The organism is Acidovorax sp., from assembly GCF_047607405.1.
Lineage (GTDB): Bacteria > Pseudomonadota > Gammaproteobacteria > Burkholderiales > Burkholderiaceae_C > Acidovorax.
The window spans coordinates 1-23534 of the sequence record NZ_JASGDA010000127.1 but is presented as its reverse complement, the minus strand read 5'-3'; the positions used below and the strand labels follow the sequence as shown (position 1 = coordinate 23534).

At 69.7% G+C, this 23534-nt stretch carries 17 protein-coding genes; 14 read left to right on the top strand and 3 right to left on the bottom strand.

Translation table 11 applies throughout. From position 1 onward, the window contains the following. Positions 1 to 4: 4 nt before the first annotated feature. The 14 genes from ftsL to QM569_RS15100 all read left to right on the top strand — a co-directional run bounded on the left by ftsL (position 5) and on the right by QM569_RS15100 (position 19038). Positions 5 to 286, top strand: coding sequence for a cell division protein FtsL (gene ftsL / locus QM569_RS15165; protein WP_414988074.1), 282 nt, complete (start codon positions 5 to 7; stop codon positions 284 to 286). Continuing rightward, the gene (locus QM569_RS15160; RefSeq protein ID WP_414988073.1) at positions 283 to 2028 is read left to right on the top strand and encodes a peptidoglycan D,D-transpeptidase FtsI family protein; all 1746 of its coding nucleotides are present in this window, start codon (positions 283 to 285) and stop codon (positions 2026 to 2028) included. The genes ftsL and QM569_RS15160 overlap by 4 nt, the downstream gene beginning before the upstream one ends. Then, positions 2025 to 4880, top strand: coding sequence for a bifunctional UDP-N-acetylmuramoyl-L-alanyl-D-glutamate--2,6-diaminopimelate ligase MurE/UDP-N-acetylmuramoyl-tripeptide--D-alanyl-D-alanine ligase MurF (gene murF, locus QM569_RS15155; RefSeq protein ID WP_414988072.1), 2856 nt, complete (start codon positions 2025 to 2027; stop codon positions 4878 to 4880). The genes QM569_RS15160 and murF overlap by 4 nt, the downstream gene beginning before the upstream one ends. Next, on the top strand, positions 4871 to 6049 hold the full coding sequence (mraY, locus tag QM569_RS15150; RefSeq protein ID WP_414988071.1) for a phospho-N-acetylmuramoyl-pentapeptide-transferase: 1179 nt from the start codon (positions 4871 to 4873) through the stop codon (positions 6047 to 6049). Before murF ends, mraY begins: the two co-directional genes overlap by 10 nt. Continuing rightward, a complete protein-coding gene (gene murD, locus QM569_RS15145) occupies positions 6046 to 7740 on the top strand; it encodes a UDP-N-acetylmuramoyl-L-alanine--D-glutamate ligase (protein WP_414988070.1) in 1695 nt (564 codons plus the stop codon). The genes mraY and murD overlap by 4 nt, the downstream gene beginning before the upstream one ends. After that, entirely contained in the window at positions 7737 to 8996 is a 1260-nt protein-coding gene (gene ftsW, locus QM569_RS15140; protein WP_414988069.1) for a putative lipid II flippase FtsW, read from the top strand. Before murD ends, ftsW begins: the two co-directional genes overlap by 4 nt. Beyond that, complete coding sequence (murG, locus tag QM569_RS15135; protein ID WP_414988068.1) at positions 8993 to 10054, top strand: undecaprenyldiphospho-muramoylpentapeptide beta-N-acetylglucosaminyltransferase; 1062 nt, start codon at positions 8993 to 8995, stop codon at positions 10052 to 10054. Before ftsW ends, murG begins: the two co-directional genes overlap by 4 nt. 265 nt (positions 10055 to 10319) lie before the next feature. Beyond that, complete coding sequence (murC, locus tag QM569_RS15130) at positions 10320 to 11753, top strand: UDP-N-acetylmuramate--L-alanine ligase (RefSeq protein WP_414988067.1); 1434 nt, start codon at positions 10320 to 10322, stop codon at positions 11751 to 11753. Continuing rightward, positions 11750 to 12739 carry a D-alanine--D-alanine ligase gene (locus QM569_RS15125; protein WP_414988066.1) on the top strand — a complete coding sequence of 330 codons (990 nt, stop codon included), beginning with the start codon at positions 11750 to 11752 and terminating at the stop codon, positions 12737 to 12739. The genes murC and QM569_RS15125 overlap by 4 nt, the downstream gene beginning before the upstream one ends. Next, positions 12736 to 13542, top strand: a complete 807-nt coding sequence (locus QM569_RS15120; protein ID WP_414988065.1) for a cell division protein FtsQ/DivIB — start codon at positions 12736 to 12738, stop codon at positions 13540 to 13542. Before QM569_RS15125 ends, QM569_RS15120 begins: the two co-directional genes overlap by 4 nt. 29 nt (positions 13543 to 13571) lie before the next feature. Continuing rightward, positions 13572 to 14801, top strand: coding sequence for a cell division protein FtsA (ftsA, locus tag QM569_RS15115; protein ID WP_414988064.1), 1230 nt, complete (start codon positions 13572 to 13574; stop codon positions 14799 to 14801). 208 nt (positions 14802 to 15009) lie between these two features. Beyond that, complete coding sequence (ftsZ, locus tag QM569_RS15110) at positions 15010 to 16251, top strand: cell division protein FtsZ (protein ID WP_414988063.1); 1242 nt, start codon at positions 15010 to 15012, stop codon at positions 16249 to 16251. A gap of 177 nt (positions 16252 to 16428) precedes the next feature. Then, positions 16429 to 17352 (top strand): UDP-3-O-acyl-N-acetylglucosamine deacetylase, encoded by a 924-nt coding sequence (gene lpxC, locus QM569_RS15105; protein WP_414988062.1) that lies wholly within the window; start codon positions 16429 to 16431, stop codon positions 17350 to 17352. An 84-nt stretch (positions 17353 to 17436) separates the two neighbouring features. Further along, positions 17437 to 19038 carry a methyl-accepting chemotaxis protein gene (locus QM569_RS15100; RefSeq protein WP_414988061.1) on the top strand — a complete coding sequence of 534 codons (1602 nt, stop codon included), beginning with the start codon at positions 17437 to 17439 and terminating at the stop codon, positions 19036 to 19038. 63 nt (positions 19039 to 19101) lie between these two features. On the opposite strand, the gene QM569_RS15095 is transcribed toward QM569_RS15100, so the two are convergent. From QM569_RS15095 to gspN, 3 genes are all read right to left on the bottom strand, one after another. Then, a complete protein-coding gene (locus QM569_RS15095) occupies positions 19102 to 20463 on the bottom strand; it encodes a GspE/PulE family protein (RefSeq protein ID WP_414988060.1) in 1362 nt (453 codons plus the stop codon). A 17-nt stretch (positions 20464 to 20480) separates the two neighbouring features. Then, a complete protein-coding gene (gspD, locus tag QM569_RS15090; protein ID WP_414988059.1) occupies positions 20481 to 22748 on the bottom strand; it encodes a type II secretion system secretin GspD in 2268 nt (755 codons plus the stop codon). An 8-nt stretch (positions 22749 to 22756) separates the two neighbouring features. Next, positions 22757 to 23534 (bottom strand): type II secretion system protein N (gene gspN, locus QM569_RS15085; protein WP_414988058.1); only part of this gene is annotated, 778 nt, incomplete at its 5' end.

Genomic DNA, 23534 nt, shown 5'->3' with positions numbered 1-23534 from the left:
GAACATGATCCGCCTCAACATCATGCTGCTGGTGGCCGTGCTGGCGAGCGCCCTGTACCTGGTACACACGCAGTACGAGTCGCGCCGCCTGTTCACCGAACTCGACCGCGCCACCGTCGAGGCCCGCCGCCTGGAGACCGAGCACCAGCGCCTGGAGGTGGAAAAGCGCGCCCAGGCCACGCCGCTGCGTGTGGAAAAGCTGGCGCAGGGCAAGCTGAACATGCGCACCGCCACGCCCGCCATCACGCAGTACGTGGCCGACCCGCTTGCGGGAGCCAAGCCATGAGCCGCAGCGTGCTCTACACGTCCAGCCCGCTGCTGGCGAGCAAGACGCCCGTCTGGCGCAGCAAGTTCATCGTGGCGATGATCGCGCTGGGCTTCGTCGGTCTGGCGGGGCGCGCGGCCTACGTGCAGGTGTTCGGCAACGCCTTCTTCCAGCGCCAGGGCGAGGTGCGCTTCGCGCGCACGCTGGAGCTGCCCGCCAACCGCGGCAAGATCCTGGACCGCAACGGTCTCATCCTCGCGTCCAGCGTGCCCGCCGCCAGCATCTGGGCCATTCCCGAGGACGTGGAGCAGGACAGGCCCGAGGTCCGCGCCAAGCTCCGGCAACTCGCCAAGCTGCTCGACATGCCGCTGGCCGAGCTGAACAGGAAGCTGGCCGACGAGGACAAGACCTTCGTCTGGATCAAGCGCCAGCTCGACTGGGACGTGGGCCAGCAGATCGCCGCGCTCGACATCAAGGGCATCTACCAGCGCAAGGAATACAAGCGCCAGTACCCCGAGGGCGAGTCCGCCGCGCACGTGGTGGGCTTCACCAACGTGGAAGACCACGGGCAAGAGGGCATGGAGCTGGCCTTCGACAAGGACCTGGCGGGCAAGCCCGGCTCGCGCCGCGTCATCAAGGACCGCCTGGGCCGCGTGGTCGAGGGCGTGGGCGAGACCGTGCCGCCGGTCGATGGCAAGGACATGCAGCTGTCCATCGACAGCAAGGTGCAGTTCTTCGCCTACCAGAAGCTGCGCGACCAGGTACTGGCGCACAAGGCCAAGGCCGGCAGCGTGGTGGTGCTGGACGCGCACACCGGCGAGCTGCTGGCGCTGGCCAACTACCCGAGCTACGTGCCCGACAAGCGCCAGAACCTCACCGGCGAGCAGCTGCGCAACCGCGCACTCACCGACGTGTTCGAGCCCGGCTCGACCATGAAGCCCTTCACCATCGGCCTGGCGCTGGAGACAAAGCGTGTGCGCCCCGACACCGTCGTGGACACCAACCCAGGCCGCATCACCATCACCGGCTCCACCATCAGCGACACGCACAACTACGGCGTGCTCACGGTGGAGGGCGTGATCCAGAAGTCCAGCAACGTGGGCACCACCAAGATCGCCATGCAGATGCCCGCGCGCGAGATGTGGGAGACGTTCTCGGCGGCGGGCTTCGGCCAGAAGCCGCAGGTGGGCTTTCCGGGGGCCATCAGTGGGCGCCTGCGTCCCTACAAGACCTGGCGACCGGTCGAGCAGGCCACCATGTCCTACGGCTACGGCCTGTCGGCCAGCCTGTTCCAGATGGCGCGCTCGTACACCGTGTTCGCCAACGGCGGCCGCGTCATCCCCGCCACGCTGCTCAAGACGCACGAGGCGGCGGTCGGCGTGCCCGTGTTCTCCGAGCGCACGGCCGACCAGGTGCGCAAGATGCTGCAAATGGCCGCGGGCCCCGGGGGCACGGGCCAGAAGGCGCAGACGCTGGGCTATTCGGTGGGCGGCAAGTCCGGCACGGCGCGCAAGCAGGTGGGCAAGAGCTACGCCTCGGGCAAGTACCGTGCGTGGTTCACCGGCATGGCCCCCATCGACAAGCCGCGCATCATCGTCGCCGTGATGATCGACGAGCCCAGCAACGGCGTGTTCTACGGCGGCGCCGTGGCCGCGCCGGTGTTCAGCGAGGTCGTGCAGCAAACGCTGCGCATGATGGGCGTGCAGCCCGACATGGCCGTCAAGCCGCAGATCGTGGCCGACACGGTGGAGGAATCGCTGTGACGACGATCCCCCTGCTGCACACCGTGCGCGACGCCGTGGCCTGGCTGCGCGAGCGGGTCACGGGCGACTTGCAGACCGACAGCCGCCAGGTCCGCCCGGGCGACGGCTTCATTGCCTGGCCCGGCGCCGCCACCGATGGCCGCGCCCACGTCGGCGACGCCATTGCGCGCGGCGCTGCGGCCTGCCTGGTGGAGAACGAAGGGCTGGATGCCTTCGCGCTGCCGCAAGGCTTGCCGGTCGCTGCACTGCATGGACTGAAAGCCGCCACCGGCCCCATTGCCGCCGAGTGGTTCGGCCACCCCACGCAGAGCCTGGACGTGCTGGCCGTCACCGGCACCAACGGCAAGACCAGCACGAGCTGGTGGTTGGCCGAGGCGCTCAATTTGCTATCAAAAACTGAGCTGCATGCGCAATCTGGATGCGCGCTGGTGGGCACTTTGGGCATGGGTGTTCCGCCCGCGCTCGTCAGTACCGGCATGACCACGCCCGACCCCGTGCGGCTGCAGCGGGGCTTTCGCCAGTTCGCCGACGCGGGCCGCACGGCCTGCGCCATCGAGGCGTCGTCCATCGGCCTGGCAGAGCACCGGCTGGCGGGCTCGCGCATCCGCGTGGCGCTGTTCACCAACTTCACGCAGGACCACCTGGACTACCACCCCGGCATGGCCGCCTACTGGCAGGCCAAGAGCATGCTGTTCGACTGGCCCGGCCTGCAGGCCGCCGTGGTCAACACCGACGACCCGCGCGGCGCAGAGCTGCACGCCGCACTGGAAGGGCGCGGGCTGGACGTGTGGAGCGTCTCCATCACCGGCCCGGCGCGGCTGGCCGCGCGCGACATCGCCATGGGCGACAGCGGCCTCGTCTTCACCGTGGCCGAGGGCGCCCACAGGTACGTGCTGCAGACCAACGTGGTCGGGCACTACAACGTGTCCAACCTGCTGGGCGTGCTGGCCGCGCTGCGCGCCCTGGGCATCCCGCTGGAGCACGCGCTGTACGCCTGCGCCCAGCTCTCGCCCGTGCCGGGCCGCATGGAGCAGATCGCCAACCCAGGCCAGCCCCTGGTGGCCGTGGACTACGCCCACACGCCCGACGCGCTGGACAAGGCATTGCAGGCCCTGCGCCCCGTGGCCCAGCAGCGCGGCGGCAGGCTGTGGTGCGTGTTTGGCTGCGGGGGGGCGCGCGACGCGGGCAAGCGCCCGCTCATGGGCGCGGTGGCGCAGCACCGGGCCGACCAGGTGATCGTCACCAGCGACAACCCGCGCCATGAAGACCCCGTCGCCATCGTGCACCAGGTCCTGCAAGGCACCATCGCGGCCACCCACGTGCGCGCCGAGCCCGACCGCGCCGCCGCCATTGCCCTGGCGCTGGCCGAGGCCGGTGCGCGCGACGTGGTGCTCATCGCGGGCAAGGGCCATGAGGACTACCAGGAGGCCGCAGGCCAGCGCCTGCCGTTCAGCGACATGGCCCACGCCCGCGCCGCGCTGGCGCGCCGCGCGCTGACCTTGGCGCAGGCGCATGCGCTGGTGCAGGCGCGCATTCCCGCAGCGCGGCTGGTGGGCGACGGGACGGTGGCGCTGGGCCGCGTCCACACCGACACGCGCACGCTGCAGGCGGGCGACCTGTTCGTGGCGCTCAAGGGCGAGCGCTTCGACGCCAACGCCTTCCTGGCCGATGCGCGCGCCGCCGGTGCGGTCGCTGCCCTGGCCCACGGCGGGCTGCAAGCGGCGGGCCTGCCCGGCATCGAAGTACCCGACACACTGGCAGCCCTGGGCGCGCTGGCCGCTGGCTGGCGCGCGCAGTTCCGTCTGCCGCTGATCGGCGTGACCGGCAGCAACGGCAAGACCACGGTGACGCAGATGATCGCGTCCATCCTGCGCGCCTGGCAGGGCGATGCGGCCTTTGCCACGCAGGGCAATTTCAACAACGACATCGGCGTGCCGCTGATGCTGCTGCGCCTCTCCGCCGCGCACGCCGCCGCCGTGATCGAAATGGGCATGAACCACCCCGGCGAAATCGCCCAGTTGGCGGCGATGGCCCAGCCCACGGTGGCGCTGGTGAACAACGCCCAGCGCGAGCACCTGGAGTTCATGCACACGGTGGAAGCCGTGGCGCGCGAGAACGGCTCCGTCTTCGCCAGCCTGCCCGCAGGCGGCGTGGCCGTGTTCCCGGCGGGCGACGCCTACGCGGGCCTGTGGCGGTCGCTCGCAGAGGGCCGCCGCGTGCTGACCTTCGGCGAGGGCGGCGACGTGGCGTGTACGCAGGCCGCATGGGAGCAGGGCGCATGGGCCGTGGCGATGGCAACGCCGCAGGGCGCGGTCGCCACCCGCCTGCACATCGCGGGCCGCCACAACGTGACCAACGCGCTGGCGGCAGCCGCCTGCGCGCTCGCGGCGGGCGCGCCGCTGGCCGCCATCGCGCGGGGGCTCGACGCATTCACCCCGGTCAAGGGCCGCTCGCGCGCCTTCAGCGTGGGCCGCATCACCGTGGTGGACGACACCTACAACGCCAACCCCGACTCGGTGCGCGCTGCCATCGACGTGCTGGCCGACCTGCCCGGCCCGCGCCTGCTGGTGCTGGGCGACATGGGCGAGGTGGGCGACCAGGGGCCGCAGTTCCACGCCGAGGCGGGCGCGCATGCGCAGGCGCGCGGCATCGAGCAGGTCTTCGCCCTGGGCGCGTTGTGCGCCCACGTGGCGGGCGCACGGCATTTCGACGACATGGCATCGCTCATCGCGGCGGTGCGCGCAGCCCTGCCCGCCGTGGGCAGCGTGCTGGTGAAGGGATCACGATTCATGAAGATGGAACAGGTGGTGCAGGCCATCGAAACCGATGGAGGGGAGGCCGCATGCTCCTGATGCTTTCACAGTGGCTGCAGGGGCTGTCGCCGGAGTTCAGCTTCCTGCGCGTGTTCCAGTACCTCACCTTCCGCGCGGTGATGGCGGCGATGACCGCGCTGCTCATCGGCCTGTTCATGGGGCCCAAGGTCATCCGCATGCTGACCGCGCTCAAGATCGGCCAGCCGATCCGCGGCTACGGCATGCAGACGCACCTGTCCAAGAGCGGTACGCCCACCATGGGCGGCGTGCTCATCCTCGCGTCCATCGCGCTCTCCACGCTGCTGTGGTTCGACCTGTCCAACCGTTTCGTGTGGATCGTGCTCGCCGTCACGCTGGGCTTCGGCGCCATCGGCTGGGTGGACGACTGGCGCAAGGTGGTGCGCAAGGACCCCGAGGGCATGCGCTCGCGCGAAAAGTATTTCTGGCAGTCGGTCATCGGCCTGCTGGCCGCGCTGTACCTGGTGTTCAGCATTTCGGAAAGCTCCAACGCCCGGGTGTGGGAGCTGTTCGTGGGTTGGGTGCAGTCGGGCTTCGCGCTCGATTTGCCGCCCAAGGCCGGGCTGCAACTGCCGTTCTTCAAGGAAGTGAGCTACCCGCTGGGCGTGCTGGGCTTCGTCATCCTGACCTACCTCGTCATCGTCGGCTCCAGCAACGCGGTGAACCTGACGGACGGGCTGGACGGGCTGGCGATCATGCCCGTGGTGATGGTCGGCTCGGCCCTGGGCGTGTTCGCCTACGTCACGGGCAGCTCCGTCTATTCCAAGTACCTGTTCTTCCCGCACATCCCGGGTTCGGGCGAGTTGCTGATCTTCTGCGCGGCCATGGCGGGCGCGGGGCTGGCCTTTTTGTGGTTCAACGCGCACCCTGCCCAGGTCTTCATGGGCGACGTGGGCGCGCTCGCGCTGGGCGGAGCCTTGGGCACCATCGCCGTCATCGTGCGGCAGGAGATCGTGCTCGCCATCATGGGCGGCATCTTCGTCGTCGAGGCGCTGTCGGTGATGCTGCAGGTCACCTGGTTCAAGTACACCAGGCGCCGCTACGGCGAAGGGCGGCGGCTGCTCAAGATGGCGCCGCTGCACCACCATTTTGAAAAGAGCGGATGGAAGGAAACGCAGGTCGTCGTGCGCTTCTGGATCATCACCATGCTGCTGTGCCTGATCGGCCTTTCCACGCTGAAACTGCGATGAGCACCGAAGAGCAGCAACCCCCCACCCCCGCGCTGAACGCCGCCCAGGCGGCGGCGGATTTCGTCGCGCAGATCTTTGCCGACGTGGCTGCGCCGGAGAGCGAGGCTGCGCCAGTGCAGGAAGAAGCCGCGCCCGAGGTGGCCGAAGTGGTGGAGTCGCAATGTACGCCCGCCGAGTCGCTGGCTGCGCTGCTGCAGGGCCGCAGCGTCCTGGTGCTGGGCCTGGGCGCATCGGGCCTTGCCATGGCGCGCTGGTGCGCGCGCTGCGGCGCGCAGGTGACGGTGGCCGACACGCGCGAAGCGCCGCCGCAACTGGCCGCGCTGCGGCGCGAGTTGCCGCAGGTGCGCTTCGTACCCGGCGCGTTCAACGCCGCGCTGGCCGAGGGGCAGGACGCCATCTATTGCTCCCCCGGCCTCAGCCCGGCAACGGTTGCTCCTGTTTTGGGAGCTGCTCGTGCTTGTGGGATAGGCGCTGGAGGCGAATTAGGCTTGTATTCCATGGCCCTGTCGGCGCTGCGCGCGTCGCACGGCTACGCGCCCGCCGTGCTCGCCATCACGGGCACCAACGGCAAGACCACGGTCACCTCGCTCACCGGCCAACTGGTGGAGCGCTCGGGCCGCAGCGTGGCCGTGGCGGGCAACATCGGCCCCACGCTGCTCGACACGCTGGCCGCGCACCTGGACGCAGGCACGCTGCCCGACGCCTGGGTGCTGGAGCTGTCGAGCTTCCAGCTCGACGGCGTGGAAGGCTTCGAGCCCACGGCGGCGGTCGTGCTCAACCTCACGCAGGACCATCTGGACTGGCATGGCGACATGGCGGCCTACGCGGCGGCCAAGGCGCGCATCTTTGGCGACAAGGGCCTGATGGTACTGAACCGCGACGACGCCACGGTGATGCAGATGCTGCCCCCGCCCGTCAAGGTCAAGCTGCAAAAGCCCCAGCAGCGCGACCACATCACCTTCGGCAGCGACATGCCCCAGCGCCCGGGCGACTTCGGCATCGAGGTCGTGAGCGGCATGCCCTGGCTGGTGCGCGCCATGGACGCCGACGAGACGCTCAAGCGCGCCCGCAACGCCGCGCAGGAAGACCTGCACATCCAGCGCCTGATGCCCGCGGACGCCCTGCGCATCCGGGGCCGCCACAACGCCGTGAACGCGCTCGCCGCGCTGGCGCTGGCCTCGGCGGCGGGGTGTACGCTGGCGCCGCTGCTCTACGGCCTGCGCGAATACCGGGGCGAGCCGCACCGCGTGGAGCCCATCGCCATCGTCAACGGCGTCGAATACTTCGACGACAGCAAGGGCACGAACGTGGGCGCCACGGTGGCCGCGCTGACCGGCCTGGGTGCCGAGCGCCGCGTCGTCGTCATCCTGGGCGGCGACGGCAAGGGGCAGGACTTTGCACCGCTGGCCGCGCCCGTGTCGCGCCATGCGCGCGCCGTGGTGCTCATTGGGCGCGACGCGCCGCAGATCCGCGCCGCGCTGCAGGACAGCGGCGTGCCGCTGATCGACGCGGAAACGCTGCCCCAGGCCGTGCAGCTCGCCACGCAGCGCGCCCACGCGGGCGACGCCGTGCTGCTGTCGCCCGCGTGCGCCAGCTTCGACATGTTCACCGGCTACGAGCACCGCGCGCAGGTCTTCTGCGAGGCCGTGCGCAACTTGGCCGACGATGCGATGGGGGGCGCCAGCGCATGAACGCCACCCTGCAACGCATCACCGGCTGGTTCGGCGGCCTGCCGGGCAAGGCTGCCGACGTGTTGCCCGTGCGCGTGGGCGGCACCGAGTACCGGCCCCGCGCCACCGCCACGCCCGCCAGCGTGCTCGGCTTTGACCAGGCCCTGTTGTGGGTGGTGGTGGCGCTGCTCGCCTGGGGGCTGGTGATGGTGTATTCCGCGTCCATCGCCATGCCGGACAACCCGCGCTTTGCCAACTACGCATCCACCCACTTCCTCATGCGCCACGTGATGTACCTGGTGGTGGGCTTCGTGGCGGCGCTGTTGGCCTTCCAGGTGCCCATGAAGGTCTGGGAGCGCGTGGCGCCCTGGCTGTTCGTGGCGGCGCTGCTGCTGCTGGTGGCGGTGCTGATTCCGGGCGTGGGCAAGGTGGTCAACGGCGCGCGGCGCTGGCTGTCGATCGGGCCGGTGGGCTTTCAGCCGTCCGAGGTCGCCAAGTTCGCCGTGCTCATCTACGCGGCCGACTACATGGTGCGCAAGATGGACGTGAAGGAGCGGTTCTTTCGCGCCGTGCTGCCCATGGGCGCGGCAGTCGCCATCGTGGGCGTGCTGCTGCTGGCCGAGCCCGACATGGGCGCCTTCATGGTCGTGGCCGTGATCGCCATGGGCATTTTGTTCCTGGGCGGCGTGAACGCCCGCATGTTCTTCCTGATCGCGGGCGTGCTGGTGTCGGCCTTCGGCATCATGATCGCCAGCTCGCCCTGGCGGCGCGAGCGCGTGTTCGCCTACCTCGACCCGTTCAGCGAGGAGCACGCCCTGGGCAAGGGCTACCAGCTCTCGCACTCGCTGATCGCCATCGGGCGCGGCGAGATCTTCGGCGTGGGCCTGGGCGGCAGCGTGGAAAAGCTGCACTGGCTGCCCGAGGCGCACACCGACTTCCTGCTCGCCGTCATCGGCGAGGAGTTCGGCCTGGTGGGCGTGGTCACGCTCATCGTGCTGTTCTTGTGGATGACGCGCCGCATCATGCACATAGGCCGCCAGGCCATCGCGCTGGACCGCGTGTTCTCGGGGCTGGTGGCGCAGGGCGTGGCGATCTGGATCGGCTTTCAGGCGTTCATCAACATGGGCGTGAACCTGGGCGCACTGCCGACCAAGGGGCTGACGCTGCCGCTGATGAGCTTTGGCGGGTCGGCGATCCTGCTGAACCTCGTGGCGCTGGCGGTCGTACTGCGGGTGGACTATGAGAACAAGTTGCTGATGAGGGGCGGCCGCGTATGACGCAGAAAACCGCGCTCATCATGGCGGGCGGCACCGGCGGTCACATCTTCCCCGGCCTGGCCGTGGCCGAGGAACTGCGCGCGCGCGGCTGGCGCGTGCATTGGCTGGGCGCGCCGGGCAGCATGGAATCGCGCATCGTGCCCGCGCACGGCTTGCAGCTGGAGACCATCGACTTCGGCGGCGTGCGCGGCAAGGGCCTGGCCACGCTCGCGCTGCTGCCGCTGCGCCTGCTGCGCGCGTTCTGGCAGGCCCTCGCCGTGGTGCGCCGCGTCCAGCCCGACGTGGTGGTGGGCCTGGGCGGCTACATCAGCTTTCCGGGCGGGATGATGGCCGTGCTGGCGGGCAAGCCGCTGGTGCTGCACGAGCAGAACTCGGTGGCGGGCATGGCGAACAAGGTGCTGGCGGTCGTGGCCGACCGGGTGTTCACGGCCTTCCCCCACGTGCTCAAGAAGGGCCAGTGGGTGGGCAACCCCTTGCGCCGCACGTTTACCCAGCAGCCCGGACCGGCAGAGCGCTTCGCGGGCCGCACCGGGCCTTTGCGCCTGCTGGTCGTGGGCGGCAGCCTGGGCGCGCGTGCGCTCAACGAGATCGTGCCGCAGGCCATCGCGTTGATGCCTGCCGACCAGCGCCCCACCGTGATTCACCAAAGCGGCACCACGCAGATCGACCAACTCCGCGCCAACTACGCAGCGGCGGGCGTCGATGCTGAATGCACCCCCTTCATCGACGACACGGCCACGGCGTTCGCTCAAGCCGATGTCATCGTCTGCCGCGCGGGCGCGAGCACGGTGACCGAGATCGCAGCCGTGGGTGCTGCGGCCATCTTCGTGCCCTTCCCCTCCGCAGTCGATGACCACCAGACCACCAACGCGCAGTTCCTCGTTCAGGCGGGCGGCGGCTGGCTGGTGCAGCAGCGCGACCTCACGCCCCAAGGCTTGGCGCAAATGCTACAAAATATGGAGCGCAAAGTGCTTGCTGCATGCGCGCTAGAGGCCAAAAACATGCAAAAAATCAGCGCCACCCGCGAGGTGGTGACCGCCTGCGAGGAGTTGGCATGAGCCTGTCCAAAGTCTTTTCGTGGTGCCCGTTGCCCCGCAAAGGCGGCAGGTGCAAGGCGCCCACCGCAAGCCGCACTGATGTGCGGCGAGGATGGGCAACGCCGCAGATGCCGCCTTTGCGGGGCAACCCTTCGGGCAAGGCGGCAAAAGGCCGCACTCGTTGTTGCGCGCCTTGCCCAGGCCGCCAGCATGGGCTGCGGCGCGCGCCTAGATTGCAACCTTTTGCCGCCTTGCGGGCACCACGAAAAGACTTTGGACAGGCTCTATGAAGCACGCCATCCGCCACATCCATTTCGTCGGCCTGGGCGGCGCGGGCATGAGCGGCATCGCCGAGGTGCTGCACAACCTGGGCTACGCCATCTCCGGCTCCGACCTGGCCGACAGCGCCACGCTGCGCCGCCTGCAGGGGCTGGGCATCGCCACCCACGTGGGCCATGCGGCGGCGAACATCGCAGGGGCCGATGCCGTGGTCACCTCCACGGCGGTGCAGGCCGACAACCCCGAGGTGCTGGCCGCGCGCGAGAAGAAGATTCCGGTCGTCCCCCGCGCCATCATGCTGGCCGAGTTGATGCGCCTGAAGCAGGGCATCGCCATCGCGGGCACGCACGGCAAGACGACGACCACCAGCCTCGTCACCAGCGTGCTGGCCGAGGCGGGGCTGGACCCGACCTTCGTCATCGGCGGCAGGCTCAACAGCGCGGGCGCCAACGCCCAACTGGGCAGCGGCGACTACATCGTGGTCGAGGCGGACGAGTCCGACGCATCCTTCCTGAACCTGCTGCCCGTGATGGCCGTCGTCACCAACATCGACGCCGACCACATGGAGACCTACGGCCACGACTTCGGCAGGCTCAAGGGCGCGTTCGTCGATTTCTTGCACCGCATGCCCTTTTACGGCACGGCCATCCTCTGCGTAGACAGCCCGGCCGTGCGCGAGATCGTGCCCAGCGTGACCTGCCCCATCACCAGCTACGGCTTCAGCGAAGACGCCCAGGTGCGCGCCGTCAACGTGCGGGCCGACGCGGGGCAGATGCGCTTTACCGTGCAGCGGCGCAACGGCGTCACGCTGCCCGACCTGGAAGTCACCCTCAACCTTGCGGGCGAGCACAACGTGCTCAACGCGCTGTCGGCCATTGCCGTGGCGGTGGAGCTGAACATCCCCGACGAGGCGGTTTTGCGCGCCCTGGCGGGCTTCAAGGGCGTGGGGCGGCGCTTTCAGCGCTATGGCGACCTGCCCGCCAAGGACGGCGGCAGCTTCACCGTCATCGACGACTACGGCCACCACCCCGTGGAAATGGCCGCCACGCTGGCCGCCGCGCGCGGCGCCTTCCCCGGTCGGCGGCTGGTGCTGGCCTTCCAGCCGCACCGCTACACGCGCACGCGGGACTGCTTCGAGGATTTCGTGAAGGTCATCGGCAGCGCCGACGCCGTGCTGTTGACCGAGGTCTATGCGGCGGGCGAGGCACCCGTGGTGGCGGCGGATGGCCGCTCGCTGGCGCGCGCCCTGCGCGTGGCGGGCCGCGTGGAGCCGGTGTTCGTCGATGACGTGGCCGCGCTGCCCCAGGCCATTGCCGACAACGCGCGCGGCGGCGACGTGGTGATGTGCATGGGCGCAGGCTCGATTGGCGCCGTGCCCGCCAAGGTGGTCGATATGCTACAAAATAGTGAGCTGGAAGTGCATGCTGGACAAGCGCTATGAGCCGATTTGATTCAAATATTGACGTGAAGGCCCTGGGCAAGGTGGCGGTGCTCATGGGCGGCGATTCCGCCGAGCGCGAGGTATCCCTCATGTCCGGCAGCGGCGTGCTGCAGGCCCTGCGCGCGCGCGGTGTCGATGCGCACGCCTTCGACCCCGCGCAGAACGAGCTGGCGCAGCTCAAGCGCGACGGCTACGCCCGCTGCTTCATCGCGCTGCATGGCCGCCACGGCGAGGACGGCACGGTGCAGGGCGCGCTGGAACTGCTGGGCATTCCGTACACCGGCCCGGGCGTGATGGCGTCCGCCATCGCCATGGACAAGGTCATGACCAAGCGCGTGTGGAGCGCCGAGGGCCTGCCCACGCCGCGCTACGTGTGGTTGGCGCCCGACCGCCAGCAGCGCGAGGTGGTGCGCACCGTGCCCGACGAGCTGGGCCTGCCGCTCATCGTCAAGCCCCCGCGCGAGGGCTCGTCCATCGGCGTGACCAAGGTGTGCGGCTATTCGGACATGCAGGACGCGGTGCAGCTCTCGGCGCGCTACGACCCCGACGTGCTGTGCGAGGAATTCATCGACGGCGAGGAAGTCACCTGCGCCGTGCTGGGCCAGGGCGCCGATGCGCGCGCGCTGCCCGTCATCCGCATCTGCGCGCCCGACGGCGCCTACGACTACCAGAACAAATACTTCACCGACGACGTGAAGTACCAGTGCCCGAGCGGCCTGCCCGAGTCGGAAGAACGCGAGATCCAGCGCATCGTGCTCGACGCCTACCGCAGCCTGGGCTGCCGGGGCTGGAGCCGTGCCGACCTGATGGTGCGCGCCAGCGACCGCAAGCCCTTCCTGCTGGAGATGAACACCTCGCCGGGCATGACGGGCCATTCGCTCGTGCCCATGGCCGCGCGCGCGGCGGGCATCAGCTACGAAGACCTGTGCCTGCGCATCCTGGCGAATGCCGCGCTCGATACGCCGCAAGGAGCCCCCCAGCAATGACCGCCACATTGCCCGCACCGCTGGACGTACGCCTCATGAACTGGACCGCCTCGGCCCTGTTCATGGGCTTCGCCCTGTGCGTGCTGGCGGCGGGCGCGTGGTGGGTGCTGCGCTACCCGGGCTTCGCCATTGCGCGCATCGTGGTGCAGGGCGAGCTGGTACACAACAACGCCGTCACCCTGCGCGCCAACGTGGCGCCGCACCTGGCGGGCAACTTCTTCACCGTGGACCTGCGCGCCGCGCGCGATGCGTTCGAGCAGGTGCCCTGGGTGCGCCGCGCCCAGGTGCGGCGCGTGTACCCCGGCAGCCTGCAGGTGGAGCTGCAGGAGCACGACGCGGCGGCGTACTGGGGGCCGGAGAGCGGCTCGGCGCTGGTCAACACCCAGGGCGAAGTCTTCGAGGCCAACGTGGGCGACGTGGAGCAGGAGGGTCTGCCGCGCCTCATGGGCCCCGACGGCAGCTCCGCCGAGGTGCTGCGCATGCACGGGCTGCTGGCGCCGGTGTTCAAGCCGCTGGGCCTGGAGATCGAAACGCTGGAGCTGACGGGCCGGGGCGGGTGGCGCACCGTGCTGGACAGCGGCGCGGCGCTGGAGCTGGGAGGGGGCACGCCGCAGGAGGTGGTGCAGCGCACGCAGCGCTTCGCCCGCACGCTGACCCAGGTGGCCGCGCAGTACGGCCGGCGCGTGGACGCGCTGGAGTCGGCCGACCTGCGGCACGCGGACGGCTACGCGCTGCGCTTGCGCGGCGTCAGCACCACGGCAGCCCCGGCGGGGGGCACTGCGGCAGCCGCGCGGACAAGGTAGAGAACAGCAGAAGAAGGGCAGAGACTGATATGGCAAGAGAATACAAAGACGTGGTGGTGGGGCTGGACATCGGCACGGCCAAGGTCATGGCCGTGGTGGCCGAGGTGCTGCCCGGCGGCGAACTCAAGCTCGCGGGCCTGGGCGTGGCGCCCAGCAACGGCCTCAAGCGCGGCGTGGTCGTGAACATCGACGCCACGGTGCAGAGCATCCAGCAGGCGCTGAAAGAGGCCGAGCTGATGGCCGACTGCAAGATCCAGCGCGTCTATACCGGCATCACCGGCAGCCACATCCGCGGCCTCAATTCGAGCGGCATGGTGGCCGTGAAGGACAAGGAAGTCACGTCCGCCGACGTGGCCCGCGTGGTGGAGACGGCCAAGGCCATCAACATCAGCAGCGACCAGCGCCTGTTGCTCGTGGAGCCGCAGGAATTCGTGATCGACGGGCAGGACGTGAAGGAGCCCATCGGCATGAGCGGCATCCGCCTGGAGGCCAAGATCCACATCGTCACCGGCGCGCAGAGCGCGGCGGAGAACATCATCAAGTGCGTGCGCCGCTGCGGGCTGGAGGTGGAGCAGTTGATGCTGAACCCGCTCGCCAGCAGCCAGGCCGTGCTGACCGACGACGAGCGCGAGCTGGGCGTGGTGGTGGTGGACATCGGCGCGGGCACGACGGACGTGGCCATCTTCACCGGCGGGGCGATCCGCCACACGGCGGTGATCCCGATCGCGGGCGACCTCATCACCAGCGACATCGCCATGGCGCTGCGCACTCCTACCAAGGATGCCGAGGACATCAAGGTCGAGAGCGGCTACGCCAAGCAGCTGCTGGCCGACCCCGAGGCGCAGGTCGAGGTGCCGGGCCTGGGCGACCGCAGCCCGCGCATGCTCTCCAAGCAGGCGCTGGCGGGTGTGATCGAGCCGCGCGTGGAGGAGATCTTCTCGCTGGTGCAGCAGGTGGTGCGCGAGTCGGGCTATGAAGAAGTGCTGTCGTCGGGCATCGTGCTCACGGGCGGCAGCGCGGTGATGCCCGGGATGATCGAGCTGGGCGAGGACATCTTCCTCAAGCCCGTGCGGCGCGGCATCCCCAAGTATTCCAGCGCCCTGTCGGACATGGTGGCCCAGCCGCGCGCGGCCACCGTCATGGGCCTGCTCGAAGAAGCGCGCCTGGCGCGCCTGCGCGGCTTCAAGGTGGCGGCCAAGAGCGGGTCGATGAAGACCGCCTTTGGCCGCTTCAAGGACTTCATCGTGGGGAACTTCTGACCATGAAACACCCGCCCCACCCTCACCCCCGCCCTCTCCCAGAGGGAGAGGGTGCCATTCACTCCCTCTCCCTTTGGGAGAGGGCCGGGGTGAGGGCCAGCCCGCACCGAATACCCAGCGGGCGATGGCGATGCACCGGGCCGCCACCGCCCTTCACCCCCGTTTTCCTCACGCATTTGGTTTTAGTAAAAGTTACAGGAGTCGCAGCATGTCCATCGAAATGATCGAAACGGAAGAATTCAACCAGGGCACGCAGATCAAGGTGATCGGCGTGGGCGGCGGCGGCAGCAATGCCGTCGAGCACATGATCGCCCGCAGCGTGCAGGGCGTGGAGTTCGTCTGCGCCAACACCGACGCGCAGGCGCTCACGCGCAGCTCGGCGCACCGCCACATCCAGTTGGGCGGCAGCGGCCTGGGCGCAGGCAGCAAGCCCGACAAGGGCCGCGAGGCGGCCGAGGCGGCGGTGGACGACATCCGCCAGGCCATCGACGGCGCGCACATGCTGTTCATCACGGCGGGCATGGGCGGCGGCACGGGCACGGGCGCCGCGCCCGTGATCGCGCGCGTCGCCAAGGAGATGGGCATCCTCACCGTGGGCGTGGTCACCAAGCCCTTCGACTGGGAGGGCGGTCGCCGCATGAAGAACGCCGACGACGGCCTGGCCGAACTGGAGGCGAATGTCGATTCGCTGATCGTGGTGCTGAACGAAAAGCTGCTCGAAGTGCTGGGCGACGACATCACCCAGGACGAGGCCTTCGCGCACGCCAACGACGTGCTCAAGAACGCCGTGGGCGGCATCGCCGAGATCATCAACGAGTACGGCCACGTGAACGTGGACTTCGAGGACGTGCGCACCGTGATGGGCGAGCCCGGCAAGGCCATGATGGGCACGGCCACCGCCAGCGGCCCCGACCGCGCCCGCATCGCCGCCGAGCAGGCCGTCGCCTGCCCGCTGCTCGAAGGCATCGACCTGTCGGGCGCCAAGGGCGTGCTGGTGCTGGTGACGGCCGCCAAGGGCAGCCTCAAGCTGTCCGAGTCGCGCCTGGCCATGAGCACCATCAACGCCTACGCTTCGCCCGACGCGCACGTCATCTACGGCGCCGCCTACGACGACAGCCTGGGCGACGAGATCCGCGTGACCGTGGTCGCCACCGGCCTGTCGCGCCCCAACGCGCGCCGCCAGCCCATCTCGGTGGTGCAGGGCGGCCTGCGCACGGGCACGGACAACGTGGCCTACCAGATGCCCGTGGCGGGCGTGGGCGCGCTGGGCGCGGCCGCGGGCATGCAGGGCGGCCATGGCGGTGCCGGGCAGGCCGACTACGGCAACATGTCCGTGCCCAGCGTGTGGCGCACCAACCGCACGCAGGCGGCGGCGCGCGTGGACGCGCTGTCCTCGGGCGGCATGGACGACCTCGAAATCCCCGCCTTCCTGCGCAAGCAAGCGGACTGAGGAAGCGGGGGCCATGCCCTGAAAGCCCGCTGGCATGCCAGCGGGCTTTTTCATGGGTTTACTCCTTTTTTGATAGCTGTTGGCGCTTGTGTATCAAGCGCTAGAGGCCGATTTGGCTTGAATCCATTGCGCCCCTGTCTGGTGCAGGGGTGCCGCCCCGCCCGGTAAAATCGCCCCATGCTCCAGCAACGCACCTTGAAGACCATCACCCGCGCCGTCGGCGTGGGCCTGCACAGCGGCCAGCGGGTCGAGCTGACGCTGCGGCCCGCGCAGCCGGACACGGGCATCGTGTTCCGCCGGGTGGATCTGCCGCAGCCCGTGGACATTCCCATCCGCGCCGAGGCCGTCACCGACACGCGCATGGCCTCCACCATCGGCACGGGCGGCGCCAAGGTCCACACGGTGGAGCACCTGATGTCGGCCTGCGCGGGGCTGGGCATTGACAACCTGTACGTGGACATCACGGCCGAGGAAGTGCCCATTCTCGACGGGTCGTCGGCGTCCTTCGTCTTCCTGCTGCAAAGCGCGGGCATCGAGCTGCAAAAGGCGCCCAAGCGCTTCATCCGCATCAAGCGCCCCGTGGAGGTGCGCGAGGGCGAGGGCAGCAGCCTCAAGTGGGCGCGGCTCGACCCGTACCACGGCTTCAAGCTGCGCTTCGAGATCGACTTCGCCCACCCCGCCGTCGATTCCACCGAGCAGAGCGCGGAGTTCGACCTGGGGCAAGGCAACTACATGCGCGACATCGCGCGCGCGCGCACCTTCGGCTTCACCAAGGACGTGGAGATGATGCGGTCCAACGGCCTGGCCCTGGGCGGCGGGCTGGACAACGCCATCGTCATGGACGACTACAAGGTGCTCAACAGCGACGGCCTGCGCTACGACGCCGAGTTCGCCCGCCACAAGATCCTGGACGCCATGGGCGACCTGTACATCATCGGCAAGCCGCTGCTGGCCGCGTACAGCGCGTTCCGCTCGGGCCATGCCATGAACAACCAGCTGCTGCGCGCGCTGCTGGCCGAGCGCGACGCCTGGGAGATCGTGACCTTCGAGGACGAGCGCCAGGCGCCCAGGGGCTTCGCCCAGCCCGCGCGGGCCTGGTAAGCGCCGCGCAGCCTTCCGCTGGACGGAGATGGCTGGCGCACAATTTGCTTTTCCGGCATGTGTTAAGAAATGTAAAGAGGGGCCATGAACGCTCTCAGCCGCTTCTCGATCCGCGCGCGCCTGTATTTCGGGACCGTCTTCTCCCTCTTCCTGCTGGTCGTCATAGGCGCCATGGGCTACATGGCCCTGGAACGCACGCGCGACACGCTGCAGGTGCTGTTCTCGCAGCGGGTGCTGACGCTGATGGACATGGCGGAGCTGCGCACCGTCCTGGGTGACCTGCGCCGCACCGAGAAGGACATCATCATCAGCTTCAACAACCCGGTCGAGGTCGCCGCGCTGCGTGAATCCTGGGCCAAGACCCTGGCCGCGCTGCGCAAGAGCCTGGCCGACGAGCGCCAGGCGCAGGCGGGCGACGCGGAGGTCGTCGCGTCCATCGACAAGTCGCTCGACGAGATCAGGCAGTACGCCGAGGGCATTTCCCCCATCTTCGAGAAGATCGAGGGCGCGCAGCTCGACGGCGCGGGCGGCGGCGCCTATGCCGACCGCCTCAAGGGGCACATGGAGGCGACGGACAAGCTGTTCTCCGGCCTGGCCGCATCGGCCCGCACGCAGATGGACGGGGCGCGCGCGGCCGTGGAGGCGCGCACGCAGCTCATGTCGGCGCTGATCGGCATCGGCCTGCTGCTGGGGCTGGCCGTGCTGATCCCGCTCACCATCTTCAGCGTGCGCTCCATCACCCGCTCGCTGGGCCAGGCGCAGGAGCTGGCCGAGCGCATCGCCAGCGGCGACCTGTCGCGCGACGTGGCGGCCATGAACCAGGACGAGGTGGGCCAGCTCGTCGCTTCCATGGGCCGCATGCAGGAGTCGCTGCGCGGCCTGGTGCGCGACGTGCAGGACGCGGCGGGCAGCATCTCCACCGCCAGCTCCGAGATCGCCAGCGGTAACCACGACCTGAGCCAGCGCACCGAGCAAACGGCGGCCAACCTGCAAGAAACCGCCTCGTCGATGGAGCTGCTCACCAGCACCGTGCGGCAAAGCGCCCAGTCCTCTCGCCAGGCCAGCGACTTTGCAACGTCCGCCGCCGAAGTGGCCGCGCGCGGCGGCGCCGTGGTGTCGCAGGTGGTGACCACCATGGACCAGATCACCACCAGCTCGCGCAAGATCGCCGACATCACCGGAGTGATCGACTCCATCGCCTTCCAGACCAACATCCTGGCGCTGAACGCCGCCGTCGAGGCCGCCCGCGCGGGCGAGCAGGGCCGGGGCTTCGCCGTGGTGGCGAGCGAGGTGCGCAGCCTCGCGCAGCGCAGTGCCGAGGCTGCCAGGGAGATCAAGGACCTGATCGGCGCATCGGTCGCGCGTGTGGAAGACGGCTCGCGCCTGGTCAGCCAGGCCGGGCAGACCATGACCGAGATCGTGGGCAGCGTGCGCCGCGTGTCGGACATCATCGGCGAGATCACCGCATCGGCCGCCGAGCAGAGCGACAACATCGGCCAGATCAGCCAGTCCGTCACCCAGCTCGACCAGATGACGCAGCAGAACGCGGCGCTGGTGGAGGAGTCCACGGCAGCGTCCGAATCGCTGCGCGAACAGGCCCTGCACCTGGCCAGCGCCGTGCGCCAGTTCAAGCTGCGCGAAGGCGGCGGCGCGCCAGCGCCTGCGGCGGCGCTGCAGCTTCGGTAAATTTCAAGCCTTTTTGGCCTCTAGCGCTTATCCAGCAAGCACCAGTAGCTATCAAAAAAGAAGCTAGTCGCGTGTGACGCGCAAGACTTCCTCGGGGCTGGTGATGCCCGCGGCCACCAGCCGCTCGCCATCGTCGCGCATCAGCGTCATGCCGTTGGCCAGCGCGGCGGCGCGGATGTCGGCCTCGGCGGCCTGGTTGTGGATGAGGGCGCGAATGGTGTCGTCCACCACCAGCAGCTCGAACACGCCCGTGCGGCCCCGGTAGCCGCTGGGGTCGCTGGGGTCGAGCCTGCGCACCAGCCGCTGGGCCAGCACGCCCAGCAGCGAGCTGGACAGCAGGAACGGCTCCACGCCCATGTCCGTCAGGCGCGTCACGGCGCTGGCCGCGTCGTTGGTGTGCAGCGTGGCCAGCACCAGGTGGCCCGTCAGGCTGGCCTGGATGGCGATCTGCGCCGTCTCGAAGTCGCGGATCTCGCCGATCATGATCACGTCCGGGTCCTGCCGCAGGATGGCGCGCAGCGCCTTGGCGAAGGTGAGGTCGATCTTGGCGTTGACCTGCGTCTGGCCCACGCCGGGCAGCTCGTATTCGATCGGGTCTTCCACCGTCATGATGTTGTTCTGCGCCGCATCGAGCCGACCCAGGGCGGCGTAGAGCGTGGTGGTCTTGCCCGAGCCCGTGGGGCCGGTCACCAGGATGATGCCGTGCGGCTGGCGGATCAGGCCGTCGAAGCGCCGCAGCACCTCGCCCTGCATGCCCACGGCCTCCAGGCTGAGCTTGCTCTCGCTCTTGTCCAAGAGGCGCAGCACGGCGCGCTCGCCGTGGGCGCTGGGCAGGGTGGAGACGCGCACGTCGATGGCGCGCGTGCCCAGGCGCAGGCTGATGCGGCCGTCCTGCGGCAGGCGCTTTTCGCTGATGTCCAGGTCGGCCATGATCTTCAGGCGGCTGATGAGCGCCGCGTGCAGCGCGCGGTTGGGCTGCACGACCTCGCGCAGCGTGCCATCGACACGAAAGCGCACGCTGCTGTGGCGCTCGTAGGGCTCGATGTGGATGTCGCTCGCGCCGTCGCGCGCGGCCTGCGTGAGCAGGGCGTTGAGCATGCGGATGATGGGCGCGTCGCCCGCCGATTCGAGCAGGTCTTCCACGGCGGGCAGCTCCTGCATCATGCGCGAGAGGTCGGCGTCGCTCTCGACCTCGCTCACCACCGTGGCCGCGCTCGACTCGCTGTGCGAATACGCGGCGCTGATGCGCTGCGCCAGTGTGGGTGCGTCCAGCGGCAGCAGCTGCCGCACCGCGTGCTTGCGCAGCACCTCGGACAGCGCGCCCGCGTCGGGGCTCGGCCCGTGCCACAGCACGAGCTGGTGGCCGTCGTCCTCCAGCAGGAGCTGCGCGGCGCGCGCGAAGGCGTAGGGCAGGGGGTGGCGCATCGTGCGTGCTCAGGCGGTCAGGGAGCGGCGGGCGCAGGCGCTGGCGCAGCGGGCTGGGACGCCTCGATGGGCAGCTCGATGTGAACCAGCGGCGGGGGCGGGGTGCCCGCGCCGGGCTGGGCGTTGGGCGTTGGCGGCAGCACCGGGCCCTTGTTCACGTTCAGCACGCTGCTGGGCGTGGGCTGCTGCAGGATCTGCAGCGTGCGCATCGAGTCGTAGCGGTCCAGCGCCAGCGCCCCGGAGCTCTGGGTGTCGCGCAGCACCACGGGGCGCAGGAAGATCATCAGGTTGGTCTTGGTGCGGCTGCGGCTCTGGCTGCGGAACAGCGAGCCGATGACGGGCAGCTCGCCGAGCACGGGCACGGAGCTGACGCTGATGTCCAGCTGGTCCTGGATCAGCCCGCCCAGCACGGCGGTGGTGCCGTCCTGCACCAGCACGGTGGAGACGATGGAGCGCTTGTTGGTCACCAGGTTGGTGGAGCTGGTGGTCTCGCTGCTGTTGAGCGAGCCGGAGATGCTGGAAATCTCCTGGTAGATCTGCAGCTTGACGGTGCCGTCGGCGTTGATCTGCGGCTTGATGTTGAGCGTCAGGCCCACGTCCATGCGCTCGTAGGTGGTGTAGGGGTTGACGGTGGAGCTGCTCGACGTGGTGGAGTACGAGCCGGTGGCGACGGGCACGTTCTTGCCGATCAGGATCTTGGCCTCCTGGTTGTCCAGCGTCAGCAGCGTCGGCGTGGACAGGATGTTGGCCCGCGTCTTGGACTGCAGCGCGTTGGCCAGGACGGCGAGCGAGCCCTTGTAGAGCCCGATGTTCAGGCCCTGGTTGTAGGTGTAGCCGCTGGTGCTGCCCGCCGCCGCCAGCGCGATGTTGGTGAACAGGTTGCCGGTGGTGCCGAAGTTGGTGCCGCTGCCGACGTAGCCGTTGCCGCTGCTGGCCAGGCCCAGCCACTGCACGCCCAGGTCGCTGGTGTCGTCGGCGCTGATCTCGGAGATCAGCGCCTCGATATAGACCTGCGCGCGGCGCGTGTCCAGCATGTCGATGACCGCGCGCATCTGCCGGTATTGCGGCTCGGGCGCGCTGATGATGAGCGCGTTGCTGGCCGGGTCGGCCTGGATCTGCCCGCCCGTGCTCGGCTGCGCGGTGTTCGACGGCAGGCCGCTGCTGGTGGCGCTGGTGCTGCCCAGGCCGCCGGTGGACGACGTGGTGCTGGACGTGGTCGATGAGGACGACGTGCTGGTGGTGGTGCTGCCCTGGCCGCCCGTCGTGCCGGTTGCGCCCGTGGCGGCGGACGCGCCGCTGGCCGACGCGCCGGGCATGGCCGCCATGGCGGCGCGCAGCGTAGCGGCCAGCTGCACGGCGTCCGCATGCTTGAGGTACACCACGCGGATGTTGCCCGACGCCTCCGGGCTGCCGGGCAGCGGCGCCAGATCCAGCTTGCTGACCAGCGAACGCACCAGGGCCACGCGCGCCGGGTTGGCGGCGCGCACGATGAGGGCGTTGCTGCGCGGCTCGGGCAGCACCGTGGTGCGGTAGCCGCCCTCGCCGCTGGCGGCGGCCGTCGGGGTGGCGTTGCCCGCCGCCGGGGTGCTGCCGCCGGTCGTGGCGGAGTCGAGCAGCTTCTGCACCAGCGGCGCCATGTCGCTCGCCAGCGCGTTGCGCAGCGGGATCACTTCGATGTCGCTGGCATTGGCAACGTCCATCGCCGCCACGATGCGCGCGATGCGCTGCAGGTTGTCGGCGTAGTCGGTAATGACCAGCGAGTTGTTGCCGGGGTTCACGTTGATGGTGTTGTTGGGGCTGATCAGCGGGCGCAGCACCGGCACCAGGTTGTTCGCGTTCTCGAAGTTGAGCTTGAAGATCTGCGTGACGACCTGCCCGCCCGCCGGGACGCCGCTGGCGCCGCCCTGCGACACGTTCACGCTGCCGCCTTGCAGCTTGGCGTCCGCCTCGGGCACCACCTTGTACAGGCCCGCCGACTCGACCACCGTGAAGCCCTGCAGCCGCAGCGCCGCCAGGAACTGCTGGAACGCCTGCGTGGGCGTCACGGGCCGGTCGGTGACGAGGGTGAGCTGGCCCTTCACGCGCGGGTCCACCACCACGTTGCGTCCGGTGATGGTGGCCAGCGTGCGCGCCACGGCCTCGATCTCGGCGTTGGCGAAGTTCAGCGTCACCGGCTCGCCCGCGCGCACGCTGCTGGTGCCCGTGTCGATCGCGGTTTGGGCATGAATTTGGCCGCTAGCGCACGCTAGTAAAGCGCAGACAGCTATTGTTTTGAGAGTATTCATGGTGTCGGTCAACCCACGGTGATGAGGGAGCGCGCGCCGTTGCGCCGCCCGATGATGTTCAACAGATTGGACAGCTGCGCCTCGCGCTCCGGCGTGGCCGCGCTGGCCTCGCCCGCGAAGCGCAGGCGCTGGCCCACCCACTGGCCGCTGCCGGACAGGCGCAGGTGCCCCTCCAGCGTGGACAGCGTGAGCGCGGGCACCTCGCCCCCGTCCAGCACCAGCCGGTAGCTGCCCATGGGCCGCAGCGTGGACAGGCGCGAGGACATGGCCCGCGCATCCAGCTGCGCCTGGCCCGCCAGCGCCATGCGGCCCGCCGCCCAGCGCGCCTGCAGGCCGCGCGTGCGCAGGGCCAGTTGGCCCTGGGGCTGCAGCGTGTTCCACGGCGTGCCCAGGCCCGCCAGCACGGCGGCGGGCCACTGGCTATCGCCATCGGCCAGAGTGAGGCTGGTGCCGGACAGGCCCACGCGGGCCTGCGCCCGCAGCGGCGCGGGCGTGCAGCAGCTGGCATGCAGTTGCGCGCGCAGGCCCGCCCAGGCGGGGCGCAGCTGCCAGTCCAGGCGGCCCGGCAGGGCGGCGCGGTCCTGGCTGGCGCTGCCGCCGGTCAGGACCAGTTGGGCCGAGCCGTTCCACACCGTGCCGCGCGGCTGCAGCAGCAGTACCTGTCCGCTGCTGGCGCGGGCCACGCCGTCGGCCAGCCAGTGCGCGGGCGCGAAGGCCAGCACCGCTGGCAGGGCGCCGAGCAGCGCGCCCGCCAGCGCCCAGCCCCAGCCTGCGCGGGGGGCGGTG